The organism is Leptolinea tardivitalis (assembly GCF_001050275.1).
Taxonomy (GTDB): Bacteria; Chloroflexota; Anaerolineae; order Anaerolineales; family Anaerolineaceae; genus Leptolinea; species Leptolinea tardivitalis.
In genome coordinates this window covers 11402-34855 of the sequence record NZ_BBYA01000002.1, presented here as the reverse complement: position 1 = coordinate 34855, position 23454 = coordinate 11402, and the positions used below count along the sequence as shown (strand labels likewise).

The following is a 23454-nucleotide window of genomic DNA, read 5'->3' as shown; positions in this document are numbered from 1 at the left end:
AAATGCCTCCACAAACCGAACAAATTGAAGAAACCCCGAATATCTATTTACTGCGTTCACTCGGAAAATTAAACAAACCAGATGATTGGAAAACAGGATTGGATGATTTCGCTCACCAAATCCGCATGGGTTTGATCTATGATCATCTGGTGGTATATAAAAAGAATGGCGGCGGCAATCTTGAACCAATCTACGCCCGCGCCGTTGGTAGAGGTCGTTCTTCAGAAGCAGATACCGCCTGGGGAGATAGCATCGTTATGCAGGCTATCCAGGAAAACCACCCAATAACTACCCTGCCTAAAAAAACCCCCGGATCGAACCGATTAGACTGTCCGTACGGCCTCGCCATGCCTCTTTCCATTGCTGAAGAAACATTGGGCGCCATAGTTATGATCCGGTTTGGCGGACCGGATTATTCCCCCATGGATATTGAACAGGCCCAGGGATTTGCTGCCGTTCTCGGGTTGATCCTTGGGAATATCAATCTCCGCAGGAAAGTGGAGGAGCTTTCGGAAAAATGCAAGGTAGCCACACTGCAGGACAATTTCATTTCAATGATTACCCATGAGTTACGCAGTCCATTGGGTTTTATCAAAGGGTACACAACTACCCTTCTTCGTCCTGATACCAATTGGAACGCAGAAACCCGTCAGGAGTTTTTGAAAATCATTGATGCAGAGACTGACCAGTTGCAGGATTTAATTGATAATCTTCTGGATTCCGCTCGCCTGCAAAGCAACATGCTGGAAATGCATATGCAGCCTGTAATGGTTGAAGGTTTATTGAACAACATTATCGCCAGAACATCACTCCATCATCCTGAAATGGTTACCCATCTTGAAGTGATTCAACCATTAAAAACCGTCAGAGCAGATCCACGCCGGTTGGAACAGGTTTTTGAAAACCTTGTGACCAATTCATTCAAATACGCGCCTGATTCACCTCTGTGGATTTCCATTCGTTCTGATGAACAAAACTTAATTATCCAATTCCGCGATGAAGGCCCTGGAATTCCACCGGAATCATTGGATAAAATTTTCTGGCGTTTCTACCGTGATCCGCAGTCGGCTAAGGAAGCCCGCGGAAGTGGACTTGGATTATATATCTGCCAGCAAATCATAGCTGCGCATAAGGGAAAAATATCAGTAGAATCAACAGTAGGTAAAGGGTCGGTATTTACCATAACGCTTCCGGCTCTGACGTAATTAATTATGTGGAGAATAAAATGCCAGCAAAAATTCTGGTGGTAGACGATGAAAAACAATATATTCACCTCCTGCAGGTAAATCTACAGGCAGAAGGATATGATGTATTGTTTGCCATGAATGGGGAAGATGCCCTTGAATTGGTTTCATCGCAAAAGCCAGATCTGGTCATACTTGATGTGATGATGCCCCGGATGGATGGTTTTACCACATGCGAGCGCATCCGCCAATTTTCCAATGTGCCGGTCATCATGTTAACAGCCAAAGGTGAAGAGCAGGATCGTGTTAAAGGTTTGAATGTGGGAGCCGATGATTATGTGATCAAACCATTTTCTGCCACTGAACTGGTTGCCCGGGTGCGGGCCGTGTTGCGCAGGGCAAGAAAAGACGATACGGCTTTGGGGGAACGCTTCTTCCAACATCTTGACCTCAAAATCGACTTTGCCCGTGCTGAAGTCTGGAAAGGGGATAAAGCCATCTTCTTATCCGCCACGGAATACCGTCTGCTCATTCAATTTGCCCACCACCTCGGGCAGATTTTAACCGGTGAAGAATTGTTGACAGCCATCTGGGGTCCATCATATCGTGATGACAAGGAAATTTTATGGGTAAGCATTGCCCGCCTGCGGCAAAAATTGGAAGATAATCCCCACAGCCCATGCCATATTGTAACCCGCTCCGGGTTGGGATACCTGATGCCGGCAGAAGTCTCGGCTCCTGCGAAAGGAAAGAAGGAATAATGTATTCCAATTTTGAAGAAAAAGGTAAGATTTTTACACAGGTTGTAACCAAGAAACCCATCAATGTAACGATACAGACTACAAATCAATTGATTCGTGGAAAAATCCATATTCGCCCTGAAGACCGTGTAAAAGATGAATTGAACCGCAAAGACCTGTTTATTGCGGTCACAGATGCAACGGTGTTTTCTCCTACCGGAGAGGCGATTTATTTCAGCGGATTCCTTTCTGTAAATACCGAACAGATCATCTGGCTCATGCCAGATGAAGAAGTTAAGCCGGCAAAAGGTCTAAAATGATTCCTTCTGGTGGTTATTCTCTTAATCCAACAGATCAGGCAAAATTAAAAGCCTATCTGGTTAATTCCATATCCCGTGAGATAGAAGCCCGTCCTCCATCACCGCGCCAGCGGCGTGAGGCCATTCAGCAATATCTGCAACAGGCGTATGAGTCAACCCGGCTCAACCTTCCCGAACAGGCTCGGAATGCGATCTTCAAAGAGATTCTTGATGAAATGCTGGGTTTTGGCCCAATTCAACCATTATTAGATGACCCAACCATCAGTGAAGTGATGGTTAACGGTCCCAATATGGTTTATATCGAAAAAAACGGCAAGCTTACGCTTACAGATATCCATTTTGAAAATGATGATGCCGTTCTTAGAGTGATTGACAAGATCATCTTGCCTCTGGGGCGAAATGTTGACATAGATAATCCTACGGTAGATGCCCGCCTGCCAGATGGATCGCGTGTTAATGCAGTCATTCCACCGGTGGCTATCGACGGTCCATCTATCACAATTCGGAAGTTTATGAAAGACAAACTTACCATGGACCAGTTGATCTCTCTGGGGTCCATTACTCGTGGAATGGCTGAAATGCTGCGCGCCTGTGTAGTTTCTCGGTTGAATATCCTGGTATCCGGTGGTACCGGGTCTGGAAAAACAACCTTCCTCAACATTCTTTCTGGCTATATACCAGCAAACGAACGTATTGTGACGATTGAGGATGCTGCTGAATTGAAATTGCAGCAGCCTCACGTTGTCCGTCTTGAAACCAAACCGCCAAATTCTGATGGGCAGCATGCTGTTTCGATTCGAGATTTAGTACGCAACAGTTTACGTATGCGTCCAGACAGGATTATCGTGGGTGAATGCCGCGGTGGAGAAGCTCTGGATATGCTTCAAGCCATGAACACCGGGCATGATGGCTCTCTGACGACGTTGCATGCCAATACACCCCGTGATGCAGTCAGCCGCCTGGAGACAATGTGCCTTATGTCAGGTCTTGACCTGCCAGTGAAGGTTCTTCGCGAACAGATTGCCGCAGCCATTGATCTTATCGTTCAGCAGGCACGTTTGAAAGATGGAACCCGTAAAATTACCGCCATTACCGAGGTATCTGGCATGGAAGGTGATACCATCACCATGACTGATATTTTCAAATATCAGCAAACCGGAGTTCAACCGGATGGCACCATTATCGGGGAGCTCCGTCCAACAGGTATCCGCCCAGGATTCAGCCAGCGGCTTGAAGCAGCCGGTTACCGTTTAGGGCCTGAAATCTTTGGCGCCAATCTGAATGAAATGCTGGGAAATCGGAGGAGATAACCATTGGCATCTAAACCTCAAGTAAAAACACTTCGGGCACATAAACTGGCCGCTCTGGTGGTGGATGCTCGTCTGTACGCCCGTAGAACACCCGAGGAAGCCTGTGCGCTGCTCGGATGGGATACCAGACATCTTCTAGACTTGGAGTCTGCCGCCATAACCCCCACCCTGCCGGAATTGGAAGCCCTGGCGGCCATTTATGCCGTTCCAGTAGATCATTTTTTTGGCTCAACCAGTCTGTCAGATGAAATGCCCAAACTCCGGGTGGATACCATGCGTCAGCGTCTTGAACTCCGCAATCGCATACTGGGAGCCATGATTATGCAGGCACGTTTGCGTAAAAACCTCTCACGAGATGACCTTTCCATGGCCACCAATTTGCCGCTTGAATTGATCACTGACTATGAACTCGGTAAAATCCCTATCCCGGTGACAGATCTGGAAGATATTACCCACATTCTTCAGATCCGTGTGGAAGATTGGATTGATAGTTATGCCATCCCAACAAGGGATATGATCATCAAACCATTCACTCTATCTTCCCGCCAGACAGAAGAAGAGGAAGAGTCGCGGGAACCCGAACCGGTTGAAAAAGCCGAACCGGAAAGACCTGCGCCGAAAAAAGTTGAACCGGTTGCCGCAGAACCCGTTTCTATGGTGGAGCCCACCCAGTCAGTTCAAGCAAAACATGAACCAGCTGTTTCCTCTGCGGAAAAAGAACCAGCTTCGGTTAATCAACCATCTCAGGCAGAAATTGACCTTCTTGCCCGTGAAAACCTTCCCAAGGAACTGATTGATTTCGTCACGAATCCAATTAACAGACAATACCTTTTACTGGCCAACAATCTGAGTCAGATGCCCGCCGACCAGCTTCGTCGTATTGCCGAATCGCTGTTGGAGATCACATTCTAAATCATGAGTCAACAAGCAATACAACTATGCGAAGAAGCAAAACTGGCTTATGAAGCCAGTAATTACCAGTCTGCGGCTGATATGTTCCTTGAGGCAAGCCATTTATTTGAAGCAGATCACGATACGCTGATGGCCGCTGAAATGGCCAACAACCGAAGCGTTGCGTTGCTTCAGGCAGGTGAAGCACAGGCCGCCCTGGATGCCTGCCTTGGTACCGAGCATGTTTTCTCGGAAGCCGGGGATAAACTTCGGGAAGGACTGGCATTGGGCAATCAGGCGGCTGCGTATAAAGAACTGGGATTGAAGAAAGAAAGCCTCCGGCTTTTTCGCCTTTCAGCATCGAAATTGGAAGAGACAGGGGATAAAGAAAATCTGGCGATTGTCCACAAGACCATCGCTGCTCTTGAAATGGAAACAGGCGATAACCTGGGTGCCATGAGTGCCATGCTAGATGCCCTCCGGACTAAAGAGAAATTAACCATGCGCGAAAAATTCCTTCGCTGGTTGTTCTCTGTAGCATCTCGGATGATGCCCAAGTAGTCAATATGGATTATCGGATGCAGCATAATATTCCCACCGGAAAATTTTTGCTCAGGCCGGCCGTTGGCACTGACTTAAATGCCCTGTCTACTTTTTTCAAAAGCCGTGTCAACATCCAACATCATCTGGATTGGCGCACTTCATTGGAATGGATTGGCTTCCAACCATACTATCTTTTACTCCGACAAAAAGAAATCCTTGCCGCTATGGCAGCGCCTGTTGATCCGGTTGGAGTTGCCTGGATTCGAGTGTATGGAGCCTCGATGGAATTACCACCGGAGAAATTATTCCCCATTCTTTTGGAACGCTGTCTCAAGGATCTTGAAGGCGAACCGCGTCCCATTCTGGCTGGATTGGGTTTGCAGGAATGGTTCAAAAAAACATTGGAAGCGAATAACTTCCTATTACGACAACAGATCGTCGTTCTTGGGTGGGATTTTAAGATCCGTCAGGCCAAACCAATTCCTGAAAATTTGGTCATAAGACCTATGACAGCTCTTGACCTGCCTTCTGTTGCCACCGTTGACCGCCTGGCATTTAAACCTCTCTGGCAAAATTCATTGGACGCCCTCATTCTGGCATTCCACAAAGCATCGCTGGCCTCAGTGGCACTTTTGGACGGTAAGATAATCGGCTATCAGATCAGTACCTCTACTCCCATCAATACCCATCTTGCCCGCCTGGCCGTAAATCCTGAATTCCAGAGAAGGAATATCGGGTTTGAATTAGTCAGACAGATGCTGACAGACAGCCTTAAATTGAACAGCTGGCAGGTTACAGTAAACACACAGGGTGACAATATTGCCTCACTGGCATTATATGATTCACTCGGTTTCACATTGACGGGCGAAAGTTTTCCCGTTTACGTTTACGAATATCCCAAACCTTAGTAATAATTTACATTTCCACGAAAACACCATACAGAAAATCGACGAATAAGCCCACCTCGGGTAGAATGGGGAGTGATATCAATGTGCAAGGAGACGAAATGAGCAAACGAGAAGAAATGAAGGCATTACGAGAAGCCGACCGCCGAAGGCAGAATACCATTACCATTATCATTATTGCAGTGGGTGCCCTGCTGATCACTGGTGCCCTCATTTGGCCTTCCATCAAAAGGCAGGTGGTAAAACCCAATCCGCGCCCCATGGCAGACTATAACTCTATGGGAAATAAAAACGCCAAAGTAAAAGTGGAAGAATTTTCCGATTTCCAATGCCCTTATTGCCGTGAATTTGCCTTAAAAGCCGAACCAGAGTTCGTCAAACAATATGTTGAAACAGGAAAGGTTTTTGTAACCTTTACCCCATTCAGCTTTATCGGAGAAGAATCAGTCAAAGCGGCAGAAGCGGCGTATTGTGCGGCTGACCAGGGCAAATTCTGGGAATACCATGATTTGTTATTTGAAAACCAGAATGGTGAGAACAAGGGAAATTTCACGCGTTCCCTTTTTCTTCAATTTGCCAAAGATCTCTCTCTTGACACAGCCGCCTTCCAGACCTGTATTGATAATGGAACGAATGCAGCGAAAGTCAAAGATAACATGACATATGGACAGAACAAAGGGGTTAATGGAACTCCATACTTCATGGTTAATGGCACACTCGTCGATTCTTCCAAACTAATCGAGACTGTAGAAAAAGCCCTGAAGGAACAGTAACCTCAAAACCGGATTATAAGAAACGGTTCCTGATCTTTCCTATCAGGAACCGTTTTTTTATGAGATTCTTTGAATTACCCAGGTGACCAAAGGAGCATAAATCAATGCCGGCAGGAAGTTAGCCGTGCGTATCTTTTTGATATCCAGAAAGCTGCTGATGGCTATGGATGCCAGGATAATGCCGCCAACCGAGGTTAGCTCGTTGATCATGGAATCTGATAAAAACATTTGAACCTGTGAGGCAAAAAGAGAAATACATCCCTGATAAAGCAACACAGGAATGCTTGAAAAAGCCACTCCAATGCCCAAACTGGACGCAAACGCCAGTGAAGCGAATCCATCTAAAACTGCCTTTACCGAGAGCGTGCTGATATCGCCAGTCAAACCATTCTGTATTGCTCCCAGGATGGCCATTGGCCCAGAACAGTAAATCAAGGCTGTTGATAAAAAGCCCTGAACGAAATTTCCGTTCCCGGTTTTCTCCCCGGCGTTTTTAGGTAAAAACCGTCTCTCAAGAAATGAACTCCAGGAAGTCAATCGTTCTTCAATATTCAACCATTCACCGGTCAGTACACCAAATAGAATACTCAACAATGGAATGATGGCATTTTCGGTTTTCAAGAACAACTGGATACCGAACAAAATCGTAAACATCCCCAATGCCAGAACAATGGACTGTTTTACTTTTTCAGGGAAACGGGAGCCCAAAAAGAGACCGATTACCCCTCCAAGAATAATTGCCCCGCTGTTCAGTAATGTTCCGGTCATTTGTCAGAATGCTTAACAGCCTGGCTGGGAGATATTTGACCGGCGGTTTTCAATTCAAGTAGCTCCAACACAAACATCAAGGAAGACAACCGGTTAAGGTAGGCAACAATATCAGGGTTTTGTATTCCCCCGGAATCTGCCAGTTCAATCACCCGACGCTCTGCCCTGCGGATTACTGCTCGAGCCAGGTCCAGGGCACCTCCCCCGGCGGTATCACCAGACATAAGAAAACTTTTTGGAGGTTCAACCATCTGTGTAACGGCATCAGTTTGTTCTTCAAGCCATGTCACTTTTTCTGCCGTAATCGTCCGAAACCGACCTGCCTGATCCGGGTCACAGGCAACTTCTGTCATCATAGAACTCAGATCGCGTTGAATTTGTAAAAGAAGGTCTTTTATCATGGGAGTCGATGATAGAGAACGAGCCACACCCAATGACGCCGAAGCCTCATCTACAGATCCAAGGGCTTCAAAACGCAGATCATATTTCTTTAATCTACCCCGCCCAATCCAGGTGGTCAGACCATCGTCGCCTTTGCCGGTGAAAAAATGGATCATTTTCCATCCTTTTCATATCGCATAACCCGGTATAAATACCAGTAGTCTTCTCTGGGAAATCCAGGTTGGACCTCTTTTTCCCATACAAAATCATTCTCAACAGAATATTTATCTAAGATTTTATCTTTTCGCTGAATACTCTCGGCAAATTCCGCTGTTATTGCCGGGTTGCTTGAATCTAATAAATGCATGATCACCCGATTGCGAACCTGGTGCCGGAATGCCGTAGACGGTTCATTTTTGTCAGACGCGAATCCGAGAATAAAGTCACCCCATTGCCGGAGACGCATCTTGTATTCTTGATGACATTTGGTTGCCCAGGCAGTTTTCCAATGATCTCGTATTGTCTGGATCTCTTTCCAATTCGCTTCCACCTGCTCATTAATCAAACTGGCTGATTCAAGTCGTTTATATGCCAGCAGGATACCACCGGCGGAGAATGAAAAATCCGGGAGTTGTCGGATGATGTCATGTGATAATAAGTATGCCTCTAATTCAGAGGGAGAAGCTTTTAAATACTCAACATCTCGTTTTAGCATCTCGGTCATAAAATAACACCTGCATTATAAACTACGGGGTTGGAGTAACCTGTACCGTAATCGGATTAAGCGATAAATACCAATCGGTCACGTTGTTGAAACGGTCTGATGAATCATACAGAGGTCCCATCCGTACCCCGCGGATAGTATTATCCGCTCCCCAGGTGTAAACCGGGTAGAACATGGGAATGGCCGGAATTTCATCCTCAAAGATCAACTGGAAATTCCTGTAAAGCCGCATTCTTTCATCGATATCCGTGGTGATGCGCGCCTGCTCTACCATTTCACTGGCGACTCGTTGATCCCATTGTGAATAATTCTGCCCGCCGGTCGATTGAGACTGGTCCCAGAAGGGATATGGATCAGGATCTGGAGATTTTGACATGCTCAAATCAACCAGCGCCGCCTGGTATGAACGGGTATTTAAACGATCCGACATCAACGATTCAAATGGCATCACTTCAAGATCTACTTGAATTCCTACCGCAGCGAGATCTCGTTGAATGGCGCCTGCCAAATTTTTGTAGCGGTCGATATCGGGTACGGATAATTTGAATTTAAGGAATACATCCTTTTTCGATCGAACGGTATCCGTCTCGCCGGCTAATACCCAGCCGGCTTCTTTCAAGTTACGGGTGGCAATTTCTGGCTCAAAGGCTACTGGTTTGATGCCGTCATAAAATGCCCATGTGCCAGGGAATATGGGGCCGTCAGCGATGATAGCCTGTCCTTGCAGTAGATTATCGATCATCCATTGTCGGTTTAAGCTCTGCATAATGGCTTTTCGGACGACCTTTTCCTGGAAGAAGGGGACTTCCGTATTCTTCAGGTTCAAAAGCAATATGGTCAGTTCAGGTTTTCTTCCCGAATACAACGCCAGATTTGGATAATTTAATGCCTGGGGTAACACATCTGGTGTTAATTGACTGATACCCTGCGCCCTGTTCTCTTTATACGCTGTCAAAGCGCCAATAGAATCAGGATAAAAAAGGAAAACGATCTGCGAGAGGTTTGGTTTTTGCCCATGGTAATCTTTATACGCTCGCAAAACCAGTCCGGTGATATTGCCATTATCAACAATCAACCGCTCAAATTGGAACGGACCAGTTCCCACCGGCTGCAAGTTGAACGGAGAATTGACAAAAGCATCTCCAGAGAGACCATTCAACAGATGTTTTGGAAGGATTCCGAAAGTGACATAATCAAGGAATGGTGAAAAGGCTTCCTTCAATCGAAATTGAAGGTTCAAGCCGGAGCCTTTAACTTCGACAGACTTCCAGAAATCCTGCAAGTCAGACGAGAGGGTGGGCGTACCCTGGCGCATGGTTTCAACCGTGAAAATGACATCATCAGCCGTAACAGGCTGACCGTCATGCCATTTGAGGTCTTTTCGAAGAGTGAAATTATAGGTTGTACCATCCTGTGATATGCCCCACGATTCGGCCAGATCAGCCTTGGGAAGGCCACGGGAATCAAATTTGACCAAACCGTTAAACAGCAAACGATCGATATCCCGATCTGGTTGATTCTTACTATCCAGCAGAGGGTTCAGCCGTTGCAGGTTGCCCACAACAGCTTCTGTGTAAATACCACCCTGTGCAGGACGTGGGGTGGCTGCCAGGGATCCGACGTCTTTTTGCTCACCCAGCAGCAAAATTCCGATCACCAGACCGGTTAGAAATATGATTACAAATTGCCAGCGTAAGTTCTTCATCATTAGAATGAAAAAAGGGCGTGCGCTTCAGGCTTTGGAGCGTCGCCCTTTAAAAATCTGCGCAGAGGTCGTAACAATAGCTCTACGGTTATTTGCTGATGACGATGGTAACCAGTGTCAGAATGACAAACACAACACTGAGGACGATCGTGATCCAGAACAGGGTTTTTTCAATCCCACGACGGGCTGAGAATACTCCACCCGTGTCGGCACCTGTCAAACCACCCAGTCCAACACCTTTGTTCTGCAATATGACACTAACGATTAGAGTCACCGAGATTATAATCAGCGCAATATCAAAATAAGTCGTCACGTTTATCCTCCTGAAGCAAAGCCTGATTATACCTGTACCTGGAGCAAATCGTCAAACCAAAATGGAAGAAATCAGTCTGAATCTCCACATTCATTCAAAATACTCAGATGGCAGTGGCAGTCATGAAGAAATTGCTCAGGCAGCCTGTGAAGCAGGTTTGGATGCCCTGATTGTAACCGACCATAATGTTTTGGTCGATGGGAAAGAAGGTTACTACACCTTCAATGGACGCCAGGTCTTGATGCTCGTTGGAGAAGAGGTTCATAATCAAGCCAGACATCCACAAAAGAACCACCTTCTGGTGTTTGGCACCAATCGTGAAATGGCAGGTTTTGCTCAAGATTCGCAGAATCTCATCAACCAGGTACGCATTTCGGGTGGAAGCAGTTTCATTGCCCACCCAATTGACCCCGCCTTACCCCTTTTTGGTGAAGGAGATATATCGTGGGAAGATTGGTCAGTCACCGGATTTACAGGGATTGAACTCTGGAATGGCTTCAGTGAATTGAAAACTGTTGTAAGTGGATGGGGTTCAGCCCTTTTTTATGCCTTCTTTCCACAATTTATGGCACACGGACCAATCCCTGAAACCTTGAAGAACTGGGATCGTCTGCTGGCATCCGGCAGACCGGTTTCTGCGGTAGCCGGATCAGATTCTCATGCCTTGAAAAAAAGTCTTGGTTTCATCCACCATACGATTTTTCCGTACACATTCCATTTTTCCGCCATTAATAACCACATTCTTTTACCCACCCCGCTTCGTGGAGATTTAGCATACGATCGGGGTGCCATTCTGACAGCTCTGGCCAGAGGGAACAACTTCATCGGTTACGACCGTGCTGCTCAGACGAAAGGTTTCCGTTTTTCTGCAAACAACCGCAAAGGCAATGCATCTATGGGTGATGAGATCAAGGTTGAAGATGGTGTTACTCTTCAGGTCAAACTCCCTCGTACGGCAGAATTGAAATTATTATGCAATGGGGAGGTAATCCGTCACTGGCAGAATACTACCAATGGAGCTCTGGTTACCACTCAGCCAGGAGTTTACAGGGTGGAAGCATATATTAATTATCTGGGGAAACGCCGCGGATGGATTTTTAGCAACCCCATCTATATTCGACCGAATCCTGTGCGCCGGAGGTTGCATGACAATCAATAATGTCACCCGTTTTCTGGATTCAAAAAAAGTGAAATATCAGGCGTTTGAATTACCTGCAGAAAAATTAGGCGCCATTGAATCCGCCCGATTATTGGGTGTTTCTCCAAAACAGGTATTCAAAACCATTGTTGTTCTTCGAAATAAACCCGGTAAACCGATTCTGGCCGTTGTGCCAGGAGGCAGTGAAGTAGACTTGAAGGCTCTGGCTTCCGCAGTTGGTGAGAAAAAATTGCAGCTTTCCACCCAGGCAGAGGCAGAAAAACTGACCGGCTTGCTTGCCGGAGGAATATCTCCCCTTGCTTTACTAAATAAGGGGTTTCAGGTTTGGTTAGATCAATCAGCCAGGAACTTTGATGAAATCCATATCAGCGGCGGCCAACGTGGTTTGAATATCCGTCTGCCGGTTGATGCGCTTATCACCCTCACAAACGCCCGGATGGCTGTGATCAGTCATCCAGAGAATAATCAGTGAAACATTATTCGCCGATAATAAATATGGGTGGAAAATGAGGAAATCCTCATACTACTATTGCAAATCGTCGAGTTCATTATAATAAAACCGTGAAGATAAATTTTGATGCCATTGAATCCAGATTAAAGTCTCTGGTTGAATCCAGTTCTCATCTATTATCCAATCACCCGGTGGAAGACACACGGGTTTCACAATTGGCGGAAGCAGTCCAGACTTACCTTCAAAAAGAAGCGCCGGCAAACCAGTCAACCCTGCCCGATAATTTGGTACTGGAAGTGCCATCCGGGGCTCTTATCGAGTGGGATGGATTCTCATTTGATGAGATTTTGCGATCCATCCTGCAAGAGACAGGGCAATCCGTCATTCAATTGCCGCAAATTATGGTCAGAGAAAATCCAACGCTCCTCAAAGGTGAAATTCGACTAAGAGATGCCCGCGAGACCAGCCCTTCGCTTGACAGGACTGCATCAATGCCCGCCCTTACGCCGGCAGAAGAAAATTTCCTTGGTGATGCTCTTCCGGAGAATGCCTATTTAATCGTAAATGGGCTCCAGACGGTCCAAATCACACAATCAGTTTTCAATATCGGACGGCGGTTGGAAAATGATCTTGTGATTGAAGATCAACGGATTTCCCGCGAACACGCCCAGATTCGAGCCATAAAAGGCCAGTATGTGATCTTTGATCTTAATTCCACCGGAGGTACGTTTGTCAACTCGGTGCGTATTTCGCAGCAACCGCTCTACCCCGGTGATGTGATATCACTGGCCGGAGTACCTCTTGTTTACGGGCAGGATACAGCCGCTTCCGCTTCGAAAACTGGGCCGGTTGAACCATTCTTTACACCATCTGGAGAAAAGAAAGGTCAATGAGCGGGATCGTCGTCTTAATCATCCGTTTGCTGGTAGCTATAACGCTCTATGCGTTTCTGGCTACTGTTTTATACATTTTATGGCAAGATTTGCAGATGCATTCGGAACTGGTAAAGGCAGCACAGGTACCTTTCTTAACCATTACACCAATTACAGATGACAACAATCCGGTAGAATTTAACGTGCCCGAAATTGTCATCGGGCGAGATCCTCTCTGCAATTATTCAGTCACAGATGAAACGGTTTCCTCACGGCATGGACGGTTAAGCTACCACCATAACCAATGGTGGCTTGAAGATTTGAATTCCACAAACGGCACGTTTCTCAATGATGATCGTGTTTTCACACCAACCGTCGTGATCAGTGGAGATGAGATTCGCTGCGGCCAGGCGATTCTAAAAATCCTTATCGCTCCGAAATAACCGGTTTACGCGCCATCATCACCAGTGAAGATCCAAAAGGCAATTCTCGTCCTTTGGATAACCACCCGGCTTCAATAGTTAATATCCCTCGCAAGAGTTCATTGATCACCGGGTATATTTTTATGTCATCTTCTGCCTGACGCTGAATACTGTCTGCCTGATTGGTAGACAGTATGTCTTTAATCCGTCGTTCCAACCATACCAATGGATAAGTGGCAGCAATATAGGCGGATGAAAATTCGTCAGCAAATCCCGCACCGGTGATTTTTTCTCGTAACTCTACTAATGAATATCGTCGAACATGATGACTGGCAATATCAAAATAACTCCAGAGATTCATATCAGCAGGGACTGTCACGAAAAGATAACCGCCGGGTTTGATCAGGTTGTAGATTTGCATTAAGACAGTTCTGTCATCTTCGATATGTTCCAATACATCAAACATACCAACCATATCAAAAAGGGACTTGAAAGGCGGGTATGCAAGATCACCCTGAACAAGCCCGCAACTTACCCGCAGTCGAGCATAGTCCAATCCTTCATGAAACAGGTCCATTCCTGTCAATGCAATGGACGGGAATCTGTGTTCTATCGCTTTTAAAACATTACCTGTTCCACAACCAACCTCCAGGAATTGAAACCCGTTGGGTGTGCTGAGTTTTTTATTAATTAATGAACATATCACATCATTCCGGGCTGAAAACCAGAAATGACGATCTTCAGCGGCAAATAAGGGCTCAAAATAATGAGGATCATAGGATTCATGGGATGGGCTCATATGTTCAGATAGTATATCATCCACCCGACCTGTTACTTTCGATGAACATTCTTGTGCTATGATTCAGATTAATAAAATTTGCCGTAGCTTTGGAGGAATCATGTCCAACACACCCATATTAGGTGTTATTGGCGGTTCAGGTCTATACGCCATCTCATCGTTAAAAGATATTGAAACCCTGGAAATGAATACTCCCTTCGGGAAACCCAGTGCGCCACTGGTTGTGGGAACCCTGAATGAAAAACGCGTGGCATTTCTGGCCCGGCACGGAATCGGGCACACCATCAACCCGACAGAAGTTAACTACCGTGCCAACATTTATGCCATGAAAATGCTGGGGGTTCCGCAAATTGTCAGTATCAGCGCATGTGGTTCCTTGCGTGAAGATTACGCCCCCGGCCAAATTGTGATTCCAGATCAGGTTTTTGATTTCACACGCCGCAACCGCCTCCAATCTTTCTTTGGTGATGGACTGGTGGTGCATGTTGGCACAGCCAATCCTTACTGTGAAGATCTGACCGCGCGTGTTTATCAAGCAGTTTCGCAGACCGGTGTAATCACCCACGCTGGCGGAACATTAATCACAGTGGAAGGTCCACGTTTTTCAACAAAAGCCGAATCTAATTTATTCCGCTCCTGGGGAATGTCAATCATCGGTATGACAGCCTGCCCAGAGGTTTTCCTGGCACGTGAGGCCGAGATTTGTTATGTAACGCTGGCACATGTCACCGATTATGATGTCTGGCGGACATCCACAGAACCAGTCAGTGTTGAAATGGTTGTTCAAACCCTGAATAATAATACCCACGCTGCCCAACAGGCTTTGGAAAATCTGGTAGGGTTACTGCCAGAAAAACGCAACTGCGGATGCGGAGACGCTCTAAAAGACACGATCATCACCAATCCAGGTCTGATTCAGAGTGAAACCCGTCGAAAGGTGCGCCTGCTGGTGGATAAATACTTACCGAGTTGATCCGCATTTTTCCTGTTTCCACTTCGTATCACAGTCAAGTTGAGAGCCGTCTGCTCACCCTGGCAGCCTGGTTCCTGTGTTTTTATTCTCTCGCAATCACTCTGGCACCCGCTGCCCGCATGCACTCCTGGCAGGTTACATACCGCTGGGAACAATGGATCGGATATGCCGCGTGGCTTGTCTGTACTGCCGTGGCATGGCGTAGCTTGAATAAAACACTGGCCGACCGGGATCCATTCATCTTTCCGCTGATCATGCTTATGACTGGTTGGGGATTATTGGAAGTCTGGCGGTTATCTCCTTCCTTTGGTCTTCGTCAGACTATCTGGCTGGCAGTCTGCCTCGGCGTTCTGCTCTTGTTATCTGCCCGTCCGGCTGTCCTTGAATTGGTGAGACGATATAAATACATCTGCCTTGTCAGCGGACTCGCCCTCACGGCTTTGACCTTTTTTATTGGCACATATCCCGGAGGAAGTGGACCCCATCTGTGGCTTCAATTCTTCGGCCTTTACCTGCAACCCTCCGAACCGCTAAAGCTTCTCCTGATCGTCTATCTGGCTGCATACCTGGCAGATATTCGAATGCAGCGGCAATTGACATTCCTTCAATGGCTTATGCCAGCACTGGTCATCCTGGGAACGTCACTGTTGATCCTTCTGGCTCAACGTGATCTGGGAACGGCAACCATCTTTATCTTGATCTTTACCTTCATTGTGTATCTTGCCACCGGACGACGGAGGGTGATCCTTATCAGCCTCTTCCTGGTGGCAGCGGCCGGTTTGTTCGGTTACCAGCTCTATGATGTTATCCGTATACGTATAGATGCCTGGATCAACCCCTGGCTTGACCCTTCAGGCCGGTCGTACCAGATTGTTCAGTCGATTATTGCTGTGGCAACAGGCGGTGTATTTGGGCGCGGGCCAGGCCTTGGAAGCCCAGGAATCATCCCAGTGGCGCAGTCTGACTTCATCTTTTCTGCCATAGCGGAAGAAACCGGATTAATTGGCATCATTGGCCTGCTCTCTGTCATTGCCCTGCTTTTCAGCCGTGGATTGAACACCGCTCTGCATGCCGCAGATATTTACCGGCGAAATCTGGCTGCCGGCATTTCCATCTACTTTGCCATTCAAAGTATATTCATTATCGGCGGCAACCTTCGCTTGCTTCCTTTGAGCGGGGTGACCCTTCCATTTGTATCCTACGGTGGCTCCTCTCTTCTGACCGGCTTCCTGGCCGCTTGGATTTTGCTCTTAATTTCTCATCAATCCAGCCGTCAGGTAATTAATACACTTAATGTGAAACCATTTATTCTTACCGGTGAGCTGATTCTGATGGGTATGGTTGCCGCTTCCATCGTTTCGGGCTGGTGGTCGGTGATCCGTTCTGATGATCTCTCGAACCGGGTAGATAATCCGAGACGGTCCATCGCCGAGCGATATGTACAGCGCGGTTCGCTGGTGGATCGTTCAGGCAAACCGATCAGTGAATCCGTTGGAACTTCTGGAAATTTCCAGAGGAAATATTTCCTGCCGGGACTTGCGGCAACAACAGGATATTCTCATCCCGTGTATGGATTGAGTGGACTTGAACAGGCGTATGATAATTACCTGCGAGGTTTGCAGGGCAATCCATCAATGCAAGTATGGTCCAGCCAGATGTTGTATGGACAACCTCCTGAAGGGTTGGATATCCGGCTAAGCATCGAAACAGAAACCCAGAATCTAACCGATCAAGCCCTTAAGGGTAAGAAAGGTGCCGCGATCCTGATGAATGCCTCCACCGGTGAAATTCTGGCTATTTCATCACAACCGGGTTTTAATCCGAACACTCTGGATGAAAACTGGCTGTCATGGACAACCCGCCAGGATAGTCCACTGGTCAATCGGGTGACTCAGGGTGTTTATCCAGTAGGAACCGCGATTGGACCGTTTGTGTTGGCTTCACAATCCGGCACAATCCCCTTGAATACCACCCCCGATCGCATCAACCTTGATGGATTTGGCTGCGCCCTGACGTTGGATGAAAAGATCGTTCCCACCTGGGGAGAGGCATTAAAAGCCGGCTGCCCGGGAGCGCTTTTTGACCTGATGGATCACTTGACTGTCAACCGGTTGGAAGATATTTATAATGCGGCCGGGTTCTTCAGCCTTCCGGATATTCCCCTTGCACAGGCTCCAACCAGCTCATTTCATGCGCTGGATCGAAAGGACACAATTCTGGTGAATAACAGCGCCACCGCCACACCGTTGCAAATGGTACTGGCAGCTGCATCGATTACAGCAAAAGGATTGCGGCCCTCTCCACGAATTGCCATGGCTGTGGATACACCCGCTCAGGGTTGGGTCATTTTACCTGCCGGACAAAAAACTCAATCTTTTACATCGGATGGAATCCAGATGGCTTTATCGCAATATGCTGATGACGATTCCCCGTTGTGGCATACCACCGCCAGTGTTCCCACCAGTGAAGGACAGATCCACTGGTTTGTTGCCGGAACAACCCAGCAATGGCAGGGTACTCCCCTGGCGCTGACACTGGTCATCGAGGGAAATACGGCTGAAACAACAACAGAATTGGGCATAAATCTGCTCAATTCTGTGATGATGCAATAAACACTCTGGTTACAGATCAGGCAAACTTGACACGCACAAAGTGGCGTTTTCCCACCTGCAATACACCTTCATGCTGTAGGGGTTCTTTTCCATCGGTTAATACCACACCGTCAAGTTTTACACCCTTCTGTTCCACCATACGGCGGCCGTCGCTTCGCGAACCAACCAACTGACAGGCAACCAGTATGTCTAGCAATGATTGATCACGAGAGATTATAGTTTCCGGAACTTCATCAGGTACATCGTGTTTTTGGAACAGACGAATGAAAGCATCCTGTGCCTGGTCAGCTTCTGATTCACCATAGAAAGAGGCTGTCACTTCACGGGCCAATTTCATCTTAGCATCACGCGGATGCAGTGAACCGTCCTTCAGTCCATCTTCGATCACTTTGATATCTGCCGGGGTCCATCGCGTAATAAGGCGAGAATAGGTCGGCATCGCAGAATCAGGTATGCTCATCACCTTGCCAAACATATCTTCTGCATTTGTATTGATAGGAATGTGATTCCCGAGTGATTTGCTCATTTTAACAACACCGTCGGTTCCCGGCAGAATGCCGAGAATGATGGCAATATTGGGTTTCTCACCCATATAGGTCATAACCTTGCGGGCTGCCGTGACAATATTGAAAAGCTGGTCAGTGCCTCCCACCTGTACATCAGACCGCATAGCATAGGCATCGTATCCCTGCATGATAGAGTAGAATGTTTCATGCAGGTAAATAGCATCGCCTTTTTCCCAACGAAGTTTGAAATTCTCGCGTGTAAGGAATTGCTGCACCGTAAAATTGGACGCCAGCTTGATCAGGTCAGCAAAGGAAAGTTTTGACAACCATTCGGCATTATAGCGGATGATCGTCTTTTTCGGATCCAAAATACGGAAGGCCTGTTCGGCATAAGTACGTCCGTTTTCGGCCACCTCTTCCGGGGTTAATTGCGGACGCAGAATATCCTTGTCTGATGGATCTCCGATCAGAGAAGTGAAATTGCCAATCAGAAAAGTCACTTCATGCCCACAATCCTGAAATTGGCGTAATTTATTCATAGGGACCGTATGTCCCAGGTGTAGGTCGGCTTTTCGCGGATCAAAACCACAATAAATACGCAGCGGCCGGTGTTCTTTTTCAGCCTCCAGAAGACGTTGTTTCAATTCCGTCTTCATAGCCTGTTTCAGGGCTTCATCCCCGTATTCGGTGCCTTGCATGAACAACTCTACTTGATCGTCAATATTCACCGTATCCTCCGCAACCTTAAAGCGCCGCCGGCGCTGAATTTTTCCGCTCCGATTATACCAGTATGGCGATAGAGAAAAATCGGCAAGTTCAGATTCGATTTTGGTAAATATTGGCCAATGCCGATTCTATGGAGGGAAATGCAAATTGAAAGGTGGTGTCACGCAGCAGCCGGGCTGGTAAAACGCGTTGGCCATCCAATACAAGCGTTGACATCTCTCCCAGGATCAACTTTATGATTATGGCAGGAACAGAAATCCAATGCGGCCTGCGTAATACCCTGCCAATCATGCACCCAAATTCGTGTTGAGTCACAGGTTGCGGTGAAGTCAGGTTATACAGACCTCTGGCTTCTGGATTTTCCAGCAAGAAAAGCATCCCCTGAACCAGATCATCCAGATGGATCCATGAATAGATCTGCCGGCCGCCGCCCAACGAACCACCTATAAAAAACCGGTAGGGAAGAACAAGCCGCGGCAACACCCCACCCCTGTGTGAAAGCACCAGACCAGTGCGAATGATCAACCGACGGACATTATGTGATTCGAGTTTGGCTGAACTTGATTCCCATTCCTTGCATAGATTTGCCAAACGATCATTACCGGGTGGTGTTGTTTCGTCCCAGGAAGATTTATCCGATGGTGATTGGATGCCATAATACCCAATGGCTGACATTTGAAGAAATGTTGATGGACGAACAGGCGATCGAATAACGGCTTCTGTCAACAATTCACCGGGAAATACACGACTCTCCCGAATTTCCTGCCAGCGCCGTTCCGTCCAGGGTTTAGCACCGATGTTTTCCCCCGCCAGATTTACTACCCAATCCGCTTTCCCTATCCAATCCATCCAGGGTCCAGGATGAATCCCATCCCATACAACGCTCTCTCCATATGTAGGTTGTTTTGTTGAATTCCGCGTTAAAATTACAACCCGGTGTCCTCGAACAAGAAGCGATCGAGCCAGGGCGGTGCCAATCAGTCCGCTTCCACCGCTGATCAATGCCAGTGACATTCGTACAATCCCTGATCCCATTGTACAGGCAGGGCGTGAAAAGGCAAGTATCTGCATCATTACTCAGGCAGATAAACTTGAAACAGCTAATTAAGGTAAAATCTTCTAATGCCATCAATTGTTGAATCATTATCCAAATTTTTAAACCTCGAAAAAGAACGCGGTTTTAAGAACACAGCCATCATTGGCGGATTGCATAAAGTAGTTCCTTACTGGGAAAACGAAGCCCGGTCACTATCCATACCGGCTGATACCATCAAAACTGTTACGGAACTCCTCGAAGAATACAGCACAGCAGAAGGCGGCCGCAGGCAGGACATCATTCAGGAGCTGAATATTCATCTGGATGGCATTTCCCTGCCGCCTGCGCAGTCTGTAAAGAAACCGACCGGTCCTTTGACTCCGGTTCGCAAATCTACTGGCCCTTTGAATACTGTATCCAGGCCGGCGGCAGGCTCCGTTTCTGCTCCATCAAAACCTCATACAGTACCACAGCCGGTTCAAAAACCTGTTGCCACTCCCCCGGTACACAAAGCCACCCCTGCTCCGAAAAATGAAGAAATCCCGGCTCCAACAAATTCCGAGGCTCCATCTGCCCATCTCCACAACCAGGCATCACGGACAATTCATCACACTACAACCCCGATCCATCGAGAAACGGTATCTCCTCGACGGGTAACACCTGGTTCGCACCTTCCCGATTCCCTTACGCCAGTCACCCTTAATGCCCCTTTGACTGTAATTAATGGCATTGGCGAGGAAACAGCCAAAAAGCTGCACAACCTGAACCTGCATACGCTGAAAGATTTGTTGTATAACTTTCCGCGCGATTATCATGATTTCAGCCAGGCTAAAACCATCAACCGCATCATGTACGGCGATACATTGACGGTGATCGGCACGATCCAGTCCATTCATGCCCGAGATGCCCGCAGCGGCAAGGTTTGCATCGTAGAAGCCGTCATAGGTGATTCAACCGGCAATCTGCGCATCACCTGGTTCAACCGGCGTTTCCTTGTCAATCAGTATCATCCAGGAGATCAGGTATCCGTCAGCGGTACGGTAAAGCAGTATCTCGGGCGATTGATGATGGATAACCCTGAAATAGAACCGCTGGAAGCGGAGAATCTGTCAACGAACCGCATCAGTCCGGTTTACCCGCTCACGGCTGGAATCACACAGAAATTTATGCGCCGGGTAATGAAACAAACTGTCGATTTCAATGCCCGCCGGGTAACCGATTACCTGCCTGATTCAATCCGTAACGATGCCAATCTGACAACTCTTCCCGATGCCCTTCAACAGGTACATTTCCCAGATTCACTACAAGAGCTTGATAACGCCCGCCGAAGGATTGCTTTTGATGAAATCTTCCTCCTCCAAATGGGCGTCCTCCGTCAGAAAGCCTTATGGCAATCCAACACAGCCCGGGTATTTACATCGCCTGAAGGCTGGTTGGATGAACAAATTGCCCGTCTGCCTTACGAATTGACCTCTGCCCAGAAGAAAGCAGTGGCCGATATCCAGGCAGATCTGGCATCCGGCCGCCCCATGAATCGCCTGTTACAGGGTGATGTAGGCTCCGGAAAGACTATCGTGGCTGCGCTGGCCGCCCTTTTCATCACTCGTGAAGGGGCACAATCTGCCTTCATGACGCCCACCAGTATTCTGGCCGACCAGCATTTCCGCGGATTGAGCCGCCTGTTGACAGAAGGCGACAATGCACCGTTGAAACCGGAAGAAATTCGCCTGCTCATTGGAGATACCTCCGAAACAGAGAAAGCTGAAATCCGCCAGGCACTGGCAGACGGAACCATCAAGATCATTGTCGGTACTCACGCTCTAATCGAAGATCCGGTTACATTCAAGCAGCTTCAATTGGCGGTTATCGATGAGCAGCACCGCTTTGGCGTAGCCCAGCGCGCTGCATTACGGCAGAAAGGGGATAATCCCCATCTGCTGGTGATGACAGCCACACCCATTCCCCGCTCTCTTGCTCTGACAATCTACGGCGATCTTGACCTGTCTGTAATGGATGAGATGCCCCGGGGACGCCTGCCCATCGAAACTCATGTTTTACACCCATTGGAACGAGAACGCGCCTACCAGCTGATCCGCAAACAGGTGGACAAAGGCTTTCAGGCATTCATCATTTATCCATTGGTCGAACAGGGTGAAGACAGTGATGAGAATAACGCCGCCGTCCAGGAATACGATCGGCTGCAAACAGAGATTTTCCCCAATTACAAACTCGGTTTGATGCATGGGCGCTTGAAACCGGAAGAAAAAGATGCTGTCATGAATGCCTTCCGTGATGGAGAGACAAAAATCATGGTATCCACTTCGGTTGTTGAAGTCGGTGTGGATGTTCCCAATGCCACAGTAATGTTGATTGAAAGTGCCAATCGCTTCGGTCTTTCCCAGCTTCACCAGTTCCGTGGACGGGTTGGCAGGGGTGATGCCCAGTCATACTGTTTGCTTATCCCCGATTCTGATACCGCCATCGAAAATGAACGTCTGGCAGTGATGGAAGAAACCAATGATGGGTTCATCCTTGCCGAAAGAGACCTGCAGCAGCGCGGGCCCGGCGATTTCCTCGGGACAAGACAATCTGGTTTTGCCGACCTTCGAATGGCCAAGTTGACGGATATCCGGTTGATTGAACTGGCACGGCATCACGCTCAGAAAGTTTTTGAAACTGATCCATCCCTGGATAATCCAGAAAACAAGAAACTTGCCGGAGCCTTGAGTGATTTCTGGGGCAATGGCAAAGGAGACGTTAGCTAAATGATTCGCGCATTTTTCCCCGGAACGTTTGACCCGATCCATTACGGGCATATTGATATCGCCTGGCGGGCATCCAGACTTTTCGATGAAGTGATCGTAGGCGTATACAACAAGTCCCTCAAAAACATGCTTTTTTCACCCGAAGAACGCATGACGCTGGCAAAAAAGACCTTTGAAAATGAACCCAGAATCAATGTGGTTGGCTACAATAAATTGACTGTCGATTTTGCCAAACAGATTGATGCCAAAGTGATCGTTCGCGGTCTGCGGGTTTTCTCAGACTTTGAATATGAATTTAGAATGGCACTCGCCAACCACCGCCTGTCACCGGAAATTGAAGTAGTGGCGTTAATTACCAATGAAGAACACACCTTTCTTTCCTCTACAACGGTTCGTGAAATTGCGTCTCTAGGTGGCGATATTTCCACCATGGTTCCCCCTCATGTGGCAGAAGCATTGACAAACAAATTTATTGAAATTGCGGACGGACGCACCAACATTCACATGACATCCTTAAGAGATTAAACCCTGGCCGGAAGGTGATGACTGCCTGGCCCATTCCTTGCAACTTAAGGC

Annotated in this window: 24 protein-coding genes; 16 read left to right on the top strand and 8 right to left on the bottom strand. The window is 47.5% G+C overall.

Features of this window, described 5'->3' with window-relative positions:
• Positions 1-2: 2 nt before the first annotated feature.
• The 8 genes from LTAR_RS01575 to LTAR_RS01540 all read left to right on the top strand — a co-directional run bounded on the left by LTAR_RS01575 (position 3) and on the right by LTAR_RS01540 (position 6666).
• The gene (locus LTAR_RS01575; RefSeq protein ID WP_062420387.1) at positions 3-1205 is read left to right on the top strand and encodes a sensor histidine kinase; all 1203 of its coding nucleotides are present in this window, start codon (positions 3-5) and stop codon (positions 1203-1205) included.
• A 20-nt stretch (positions 1206-1225) separates the two neighbouring features.
• Positions 1226-1945, top strand: coding sequence for a response regulator transcription factor (locus LTAR_RS01570; RefSeq protein ID WP_062420386.1), 720 nt, complete (start codon positions 1226-1228; stop codon positions 1943-1945).
• On the top strand, positions 1945-2244 hold the full coding sequence (locus LTAR_RS01565) for a DUF6812 domain-containing protein (RefSeq protein ID WP_062420385.1): 300 nt from the start codon (positions 1945-1947) through the stop codon (positions 2242-2244). Before LTAR_RS01570 ends, LTAR_RS01565 begins: the two co-directional genes overlap by 1 nt.
• Complete coding sequence (locus tag LTAR_RS01560) at positions 2244-3554, top strand: TadA family conjugal transfer-associated ATPase (RefSeq protein ID WP_413784840.1); 1311 nt, start codon at positions 2244-2246, stop codon at positions 3552-3554. The genes LTAR_RS01565 and LTAR_RS01560 overlap by 1 nt, the downstream gene beginning before the upstream one ends.
• 3 nt (positions 3555-3557) lie before the next feature.
• Positions 3558-4466: a helix-turn-helix domain-containing protein gene (locus tag LTAR_RS01555; RefSeq protein WP_062420383.1), complete on the top strand. Its 909-nt coding sequence runs from the start codon at positions 3558-3560 to the stop codon at positions 4464-4466.
• A 3-nt stretch (positions 4467-4469) separates the two neighbouring features.
• Positions 4470-5006, top strand: coding sequence for a hypothetical protein (locus LTAR_RS01550; RefSeq protein ID WP_062420382.1), 537 nt, complete (start codon positions 4470-4472; stop codon positions 5004-5006).
• Between the two features lie 17 nt (positions 5007-5023).
• Positions 5024-5896, top strand: coding sequence for a GNAT family N-acetyltransferase (locus LTAR_RS01545; protein WP_062531950.1), 873 nt, complete (start codon positions 5024-5026; stop codon positions 5894-5896).
• A 98-nt stretch (positions 5897-5994) separates the two neighbouring features.
• Positions 5995-6666, top strand: a complete 672-nt coding sequence (locus LTAR_RS01540; protein WP_062420380.1) for a DsbA family protein — start codon at positions 5995-5997, stop codon at positions 6664-6666.
• Between the two features lie 57 nt (positions 6667-6723).
• Here LTAR_RS01540 and LTAR_RS01535 read toward each other — a convergent pair whose 3' ends face one another.
• The 5 genes from LTAR_RS01535 to secG all read right to left on the bottom strand — a co-directional run bounded on the left by LTAR_RS01535 (position 6724) and on the right by secG (position 10557).
• Complete coding sequence (locus LTAR_RS01535; RefSeq protein WP_062420379.1) at positions 6724-7434, bottom strand: DUF554 domain-containing protein; 711 nt, start codon at positions 7432-7434, stop codon at positions 6724-6726.
• Complete coding sequence (locus LTAR_RS01530; RefSeq protein WP_062420378.1) at positions 7431-7991, bottom strand: cob(I)yrinic acid a,c-diamide adenosyltransferase; 561 nt, start codon at positions 7989-7991, stop codon at positions 7431-7433. The genes LTAR_RS01535 and LTAR_RS01530 overlap by 4 nt, the downstream gene beginning before the upstream one ends.
• The gene (locus LTAR_RS01525) at positions 7988-8539 is read right to left on the bottom strand and encodes a hypothetical protein (RefSeq protein WP_062420377.1); all 552 of its coding nucleotides are present in this window, start codon (positions 8537-8539) and stop codon (positions 7988-7990) included. The genes LTAR_RS01530 and LTAR_RS01525 overlap by 4 nt, the downstream gene beginning before the upstream one ends.
• Positions 8540-8561: 22 nt before the next feature.
• Positions 8562-10247 carry an ABC transporter substrate-binding protein gene (locus tag LTAR_RS01520; RefSeq protein WP_081419739.1) on the bottom strand — a complete coding sequence of 562 codons (1686 nt, stop codon included), beginning with the start codon at positions 10245-10247 and terminating at the stop codon, positions 8562-8564.
• A gap of 85 nt (positions 10248-10332) precedes the next feature.
• Positions 10333-10557, bottom strand: a complete 225-nt coding sequence (gene secG / locus LTAR_RS01515; RefSeq protein ID WP_062420375.1) for a preprotein translocase subunit SecG — start codon at positions 10555-10557, stop codon at positions 10333-10335.
• A 61-nt stretch (positions 10558-10618) separates the two neighbouring features.
• On the opposite strand from secG, the gene LTAR_RS01510 reads away from it, so the two are divergent.
• The 4 genes from LTAR_RS01510 to LTAR_RS01495 all read left to right on the top strand — a co-directional run bounded on the left by LTAR_RS01510 (position 10619) and on the right by LTAR_RS01495 (position 13482).
• Entirely contained in the window at positions 10619-11716 is a 1098-nt protein-coding gene (locus LTAR_RS01510) for a CehA/McbA family metallohydrolase (RefSeq protein WP_062420374.1), read from the top strand.
• Entirely contained in the window at positions 11703-12188 is a 486-nt protein-coding gene (locus tag LTAR_RS01505; protein ID WP_062420373.1) for an aminoacyl-tRNA deacylase, read from the top strand. The genes LTAR_RS01510 and LTAR_RS01505 overlap by 14 nt, the downstream gene beginning before the upstream one ends.
• An 89-nt stretch (positions 12189-12277) precedes the next feature.
• Positions 12278-13060, top strand: coding sequence for an FHA domain-containing protein (locus LTAR_RS01500; protein ID WP_062420372.1), 783 nt, complete (start codon positions 12278-12280; stop codon positions 13058-13060).
• Positions 13057-13482, top strand: coding sequence for an FHA domain-containing protein (locus LTAR_RS01495; protein ID WP_062420371.1), 426 nt, complete (start codon positions 13057-13059; stop codon positions 13480-13482). Before LTAR_RS01500 ends, LTAR_RS01495 begins: the two co-directional genes overlap by 4 nt.
• Here LTAR_RS01495 and LTAR_RS01490 read toward each other — a convergent pair.
• Positions 13466-14284 (bottom strand): class I SAM-dependent methyltransferase, encoded by an 819-nt coding sequence (locus LTAR_RS01490; RefSeq protein WP_139044382.1) that lies wholly within the window; start codon positions 14282-14284, stop codon positions 13466-13468. The genes LTAR_RS01495 and LTAR_RS01490 overlap by 17 nt on opposite strands.
• 76 nt (positions 14285-14360) lie before the next feature.
• Here LTAR_RS01490 and mtnP point away from each other — a divergent pair, with 76 nt between their 5' ends.
• Positions 14361-15233, top strand: a complete 873-nt coding sequence (gene mtnP, locus LTAR_RS01485; protein ID WP_062420369.1) for an S-methyl-5'-thioadenosine phosphorylase — start codon at positions 14361-14363, stop codon at positions 15231-15233.
• Positions 15230-17845: an FtsW/RodA/SpoVE family cell cycle protein gene (locus tag LTAR_RS01480; protein ID WP_062420368.1), complete on the top strand. Its 2616-nt coding sequence runs from the start codon at positions 15230-15232 to the stop codon at positions 17843-17845. Before mtnP ends, LTAR_RS01480 begins: the two co-directional genes overlap by 4 nt.
• 16 nt (positions 17846-17861) lie before the next feature.
• Here LTAR_RS01480 and tyrS read toward each other — a convergent pair whose 3' ends face one another.
• Positions 17862-19079, bottom strand: coding sequence for a tyrosine--tRNA ligase (gene tyrS, locus LTAR_RS01475; protein WP_062420367.1), 1218 nt, complete (start codon positions 19077-19079; stop codon positions 17862-17864).
• An 88-nt stretch (positions 19080-19167) separates the two neighbouring features.
• Positions 19168-20151: a TIGR01777 family oxidoreductase gene (locus tag LTAR_RS01470; RefSeq protein ID WP_081419737.1), complete on the bottom strand. Its 984-nt coding sequence runs from the start codon at positions 20149-20151 to the stop codon at positions 19168-19170.
• Between the two features lie 48 nt (positions 20152-20199).
• On the opposite strand from LTAR_RS01470, the gene recG reads away from it, so the two are divergent.
• Positions 20200-22878 (top strand): ATP-dependent DNA helicase RecG, encoded by a 2679-nt coding sequence (recG, locus tag LTAR_RS01465; protein ID WP_062420365.1) that lies wholly within the window; start codon positions 20200-20202, stop codon positions 22876-22878.
• Positions 22879-23403: a pantetheine-phosphate adenylyltransferase gene (gene coaD, locus LTAR_RS01460; RefSeq protein ID WP_062420364.1), complete on the top strand. Its 525-nt coding sequence runs from the start codon at positions 22879-22881 to the stop codon at positions 23401-23403. It abuts the gene before it with no gap.
• Positions 23404-23454: the final 51 nt, after the last annotated feature.

Bases quoted from the DNA above. Each gene is read 5' to 3' on its own strand.
- LTAR_RS01520 (WP_081419739.1), bottom strand. From the start codon at position 10,247: ATGATGAAGAACTTACGCTGGCAATTTGTAATCATATTTCTAACCGGT.
- LTAR_RS01530 (WP_062420378.1), bottom strand. From the start codon at position 7,991: ATGATCCATTTTTTCACCGGCAAAGGCGACGATGGTCTGACCACCTGG.
- LTAR_RS01570 (WP_062420386.1), top strand. From the start codon at position 1,226: ATGCCAGCAAAAATTCTGGTGGTAGACGATGAAAAACAATATATTCAC.
- LTAR_RS01495 (WP_062420371.1), top strand. From the start codon at position 13,057: ATGAGCGGGATCGTCGTCTTAATCATCCGTTTGCTGGTAGCTATAACG.
- mtnP (WP_062420369.1), top strand. From the start codon at position 14,361: ATGTCCAACACACCCATATTAGGTGTTATTGGCGGTTCAGGTCTATAC.
- LTAR_RS01540 (WP_062420380.1), top strand. From the start codon at position 5,995: ATGAGCAAACGAGAAGAAATGAAGGCATTACGAGAAGCCGACCGCCGA.
- recG (WP_062420365.1), top strand. From the start codon at position 20,200: ATGCCATCAATTGTTGAATCATTATCCAAATTTTTAAACCTCGAAAAA.
- LTAR_RS01575 (WP_062420387.1), top strand. From the start codon at position 3: ATGCCTCCACAAACCGAACAAATTGAAGAAACCCCGAATATCTATTTA.
- LTAR_RS01470 (WP_081419737.1), bottom strand. From the start codon at position 20,151: ATGATGCAGATACTTGCCTTTTCACGCCCTGCCTGTACAATGGGATCA.
- LTAR_RS01510 (WP_062420374.1), top strand. From the start codon at position 10,619: ATGGAAGAAATCAGTCTGAATCTCCACATTCATTCAAAATACTCAGAT.
- LTAR_RS01550 (WP_062420382.1), top strand. From the start codon at position 4,470: ATGAGTCAACAAGCAATACAACTATGCGAAGAAGCAAAACTGGCTTAT.
- LTAR_RS01565 (WP_062420385.1), top strand. From the start codon at position 1,945: ATGTATTCCAATTTTGAAGAAAAAGGTAAGATTTTTACACAGGTTGTA.
- LTAR_RS01545 (WP_062531950.1), top strand. From the start codon at position 5,024: ATGCAGCATAATATTCCCACCGGAAAATTTTTGCTCAGGCCGGCCGTT.
- LTAR_RS01525 (WP_062420377.1), bottom strand. From the start codon at position 8,539: ATGACCGAGATGCTAAAACGAGATGTTGAGTATTTAAAAGCTTCTCCC.
- coaD (WP_062420364.1), top strand. From the start codon at position 22,879: ATGATTCGCGCATTTTTCCCCGGAACGTTTGACCCGATCCATTACGGG.
- LTAR_RS01505 (WP_062420373.1), top strand. From the start codon at position 11,703: ATGACAATCAATAATGTCACCCGTTTTCTGGATTCAAAAAAAGTGAAA.
- LTAR_RS01535 (WP_062420379.1), bottom strand. From the start codon at position 7,434: ATGACCGGAACATTACTGAACAGCGGGGCAATTATTCTTGGAGGGGTA.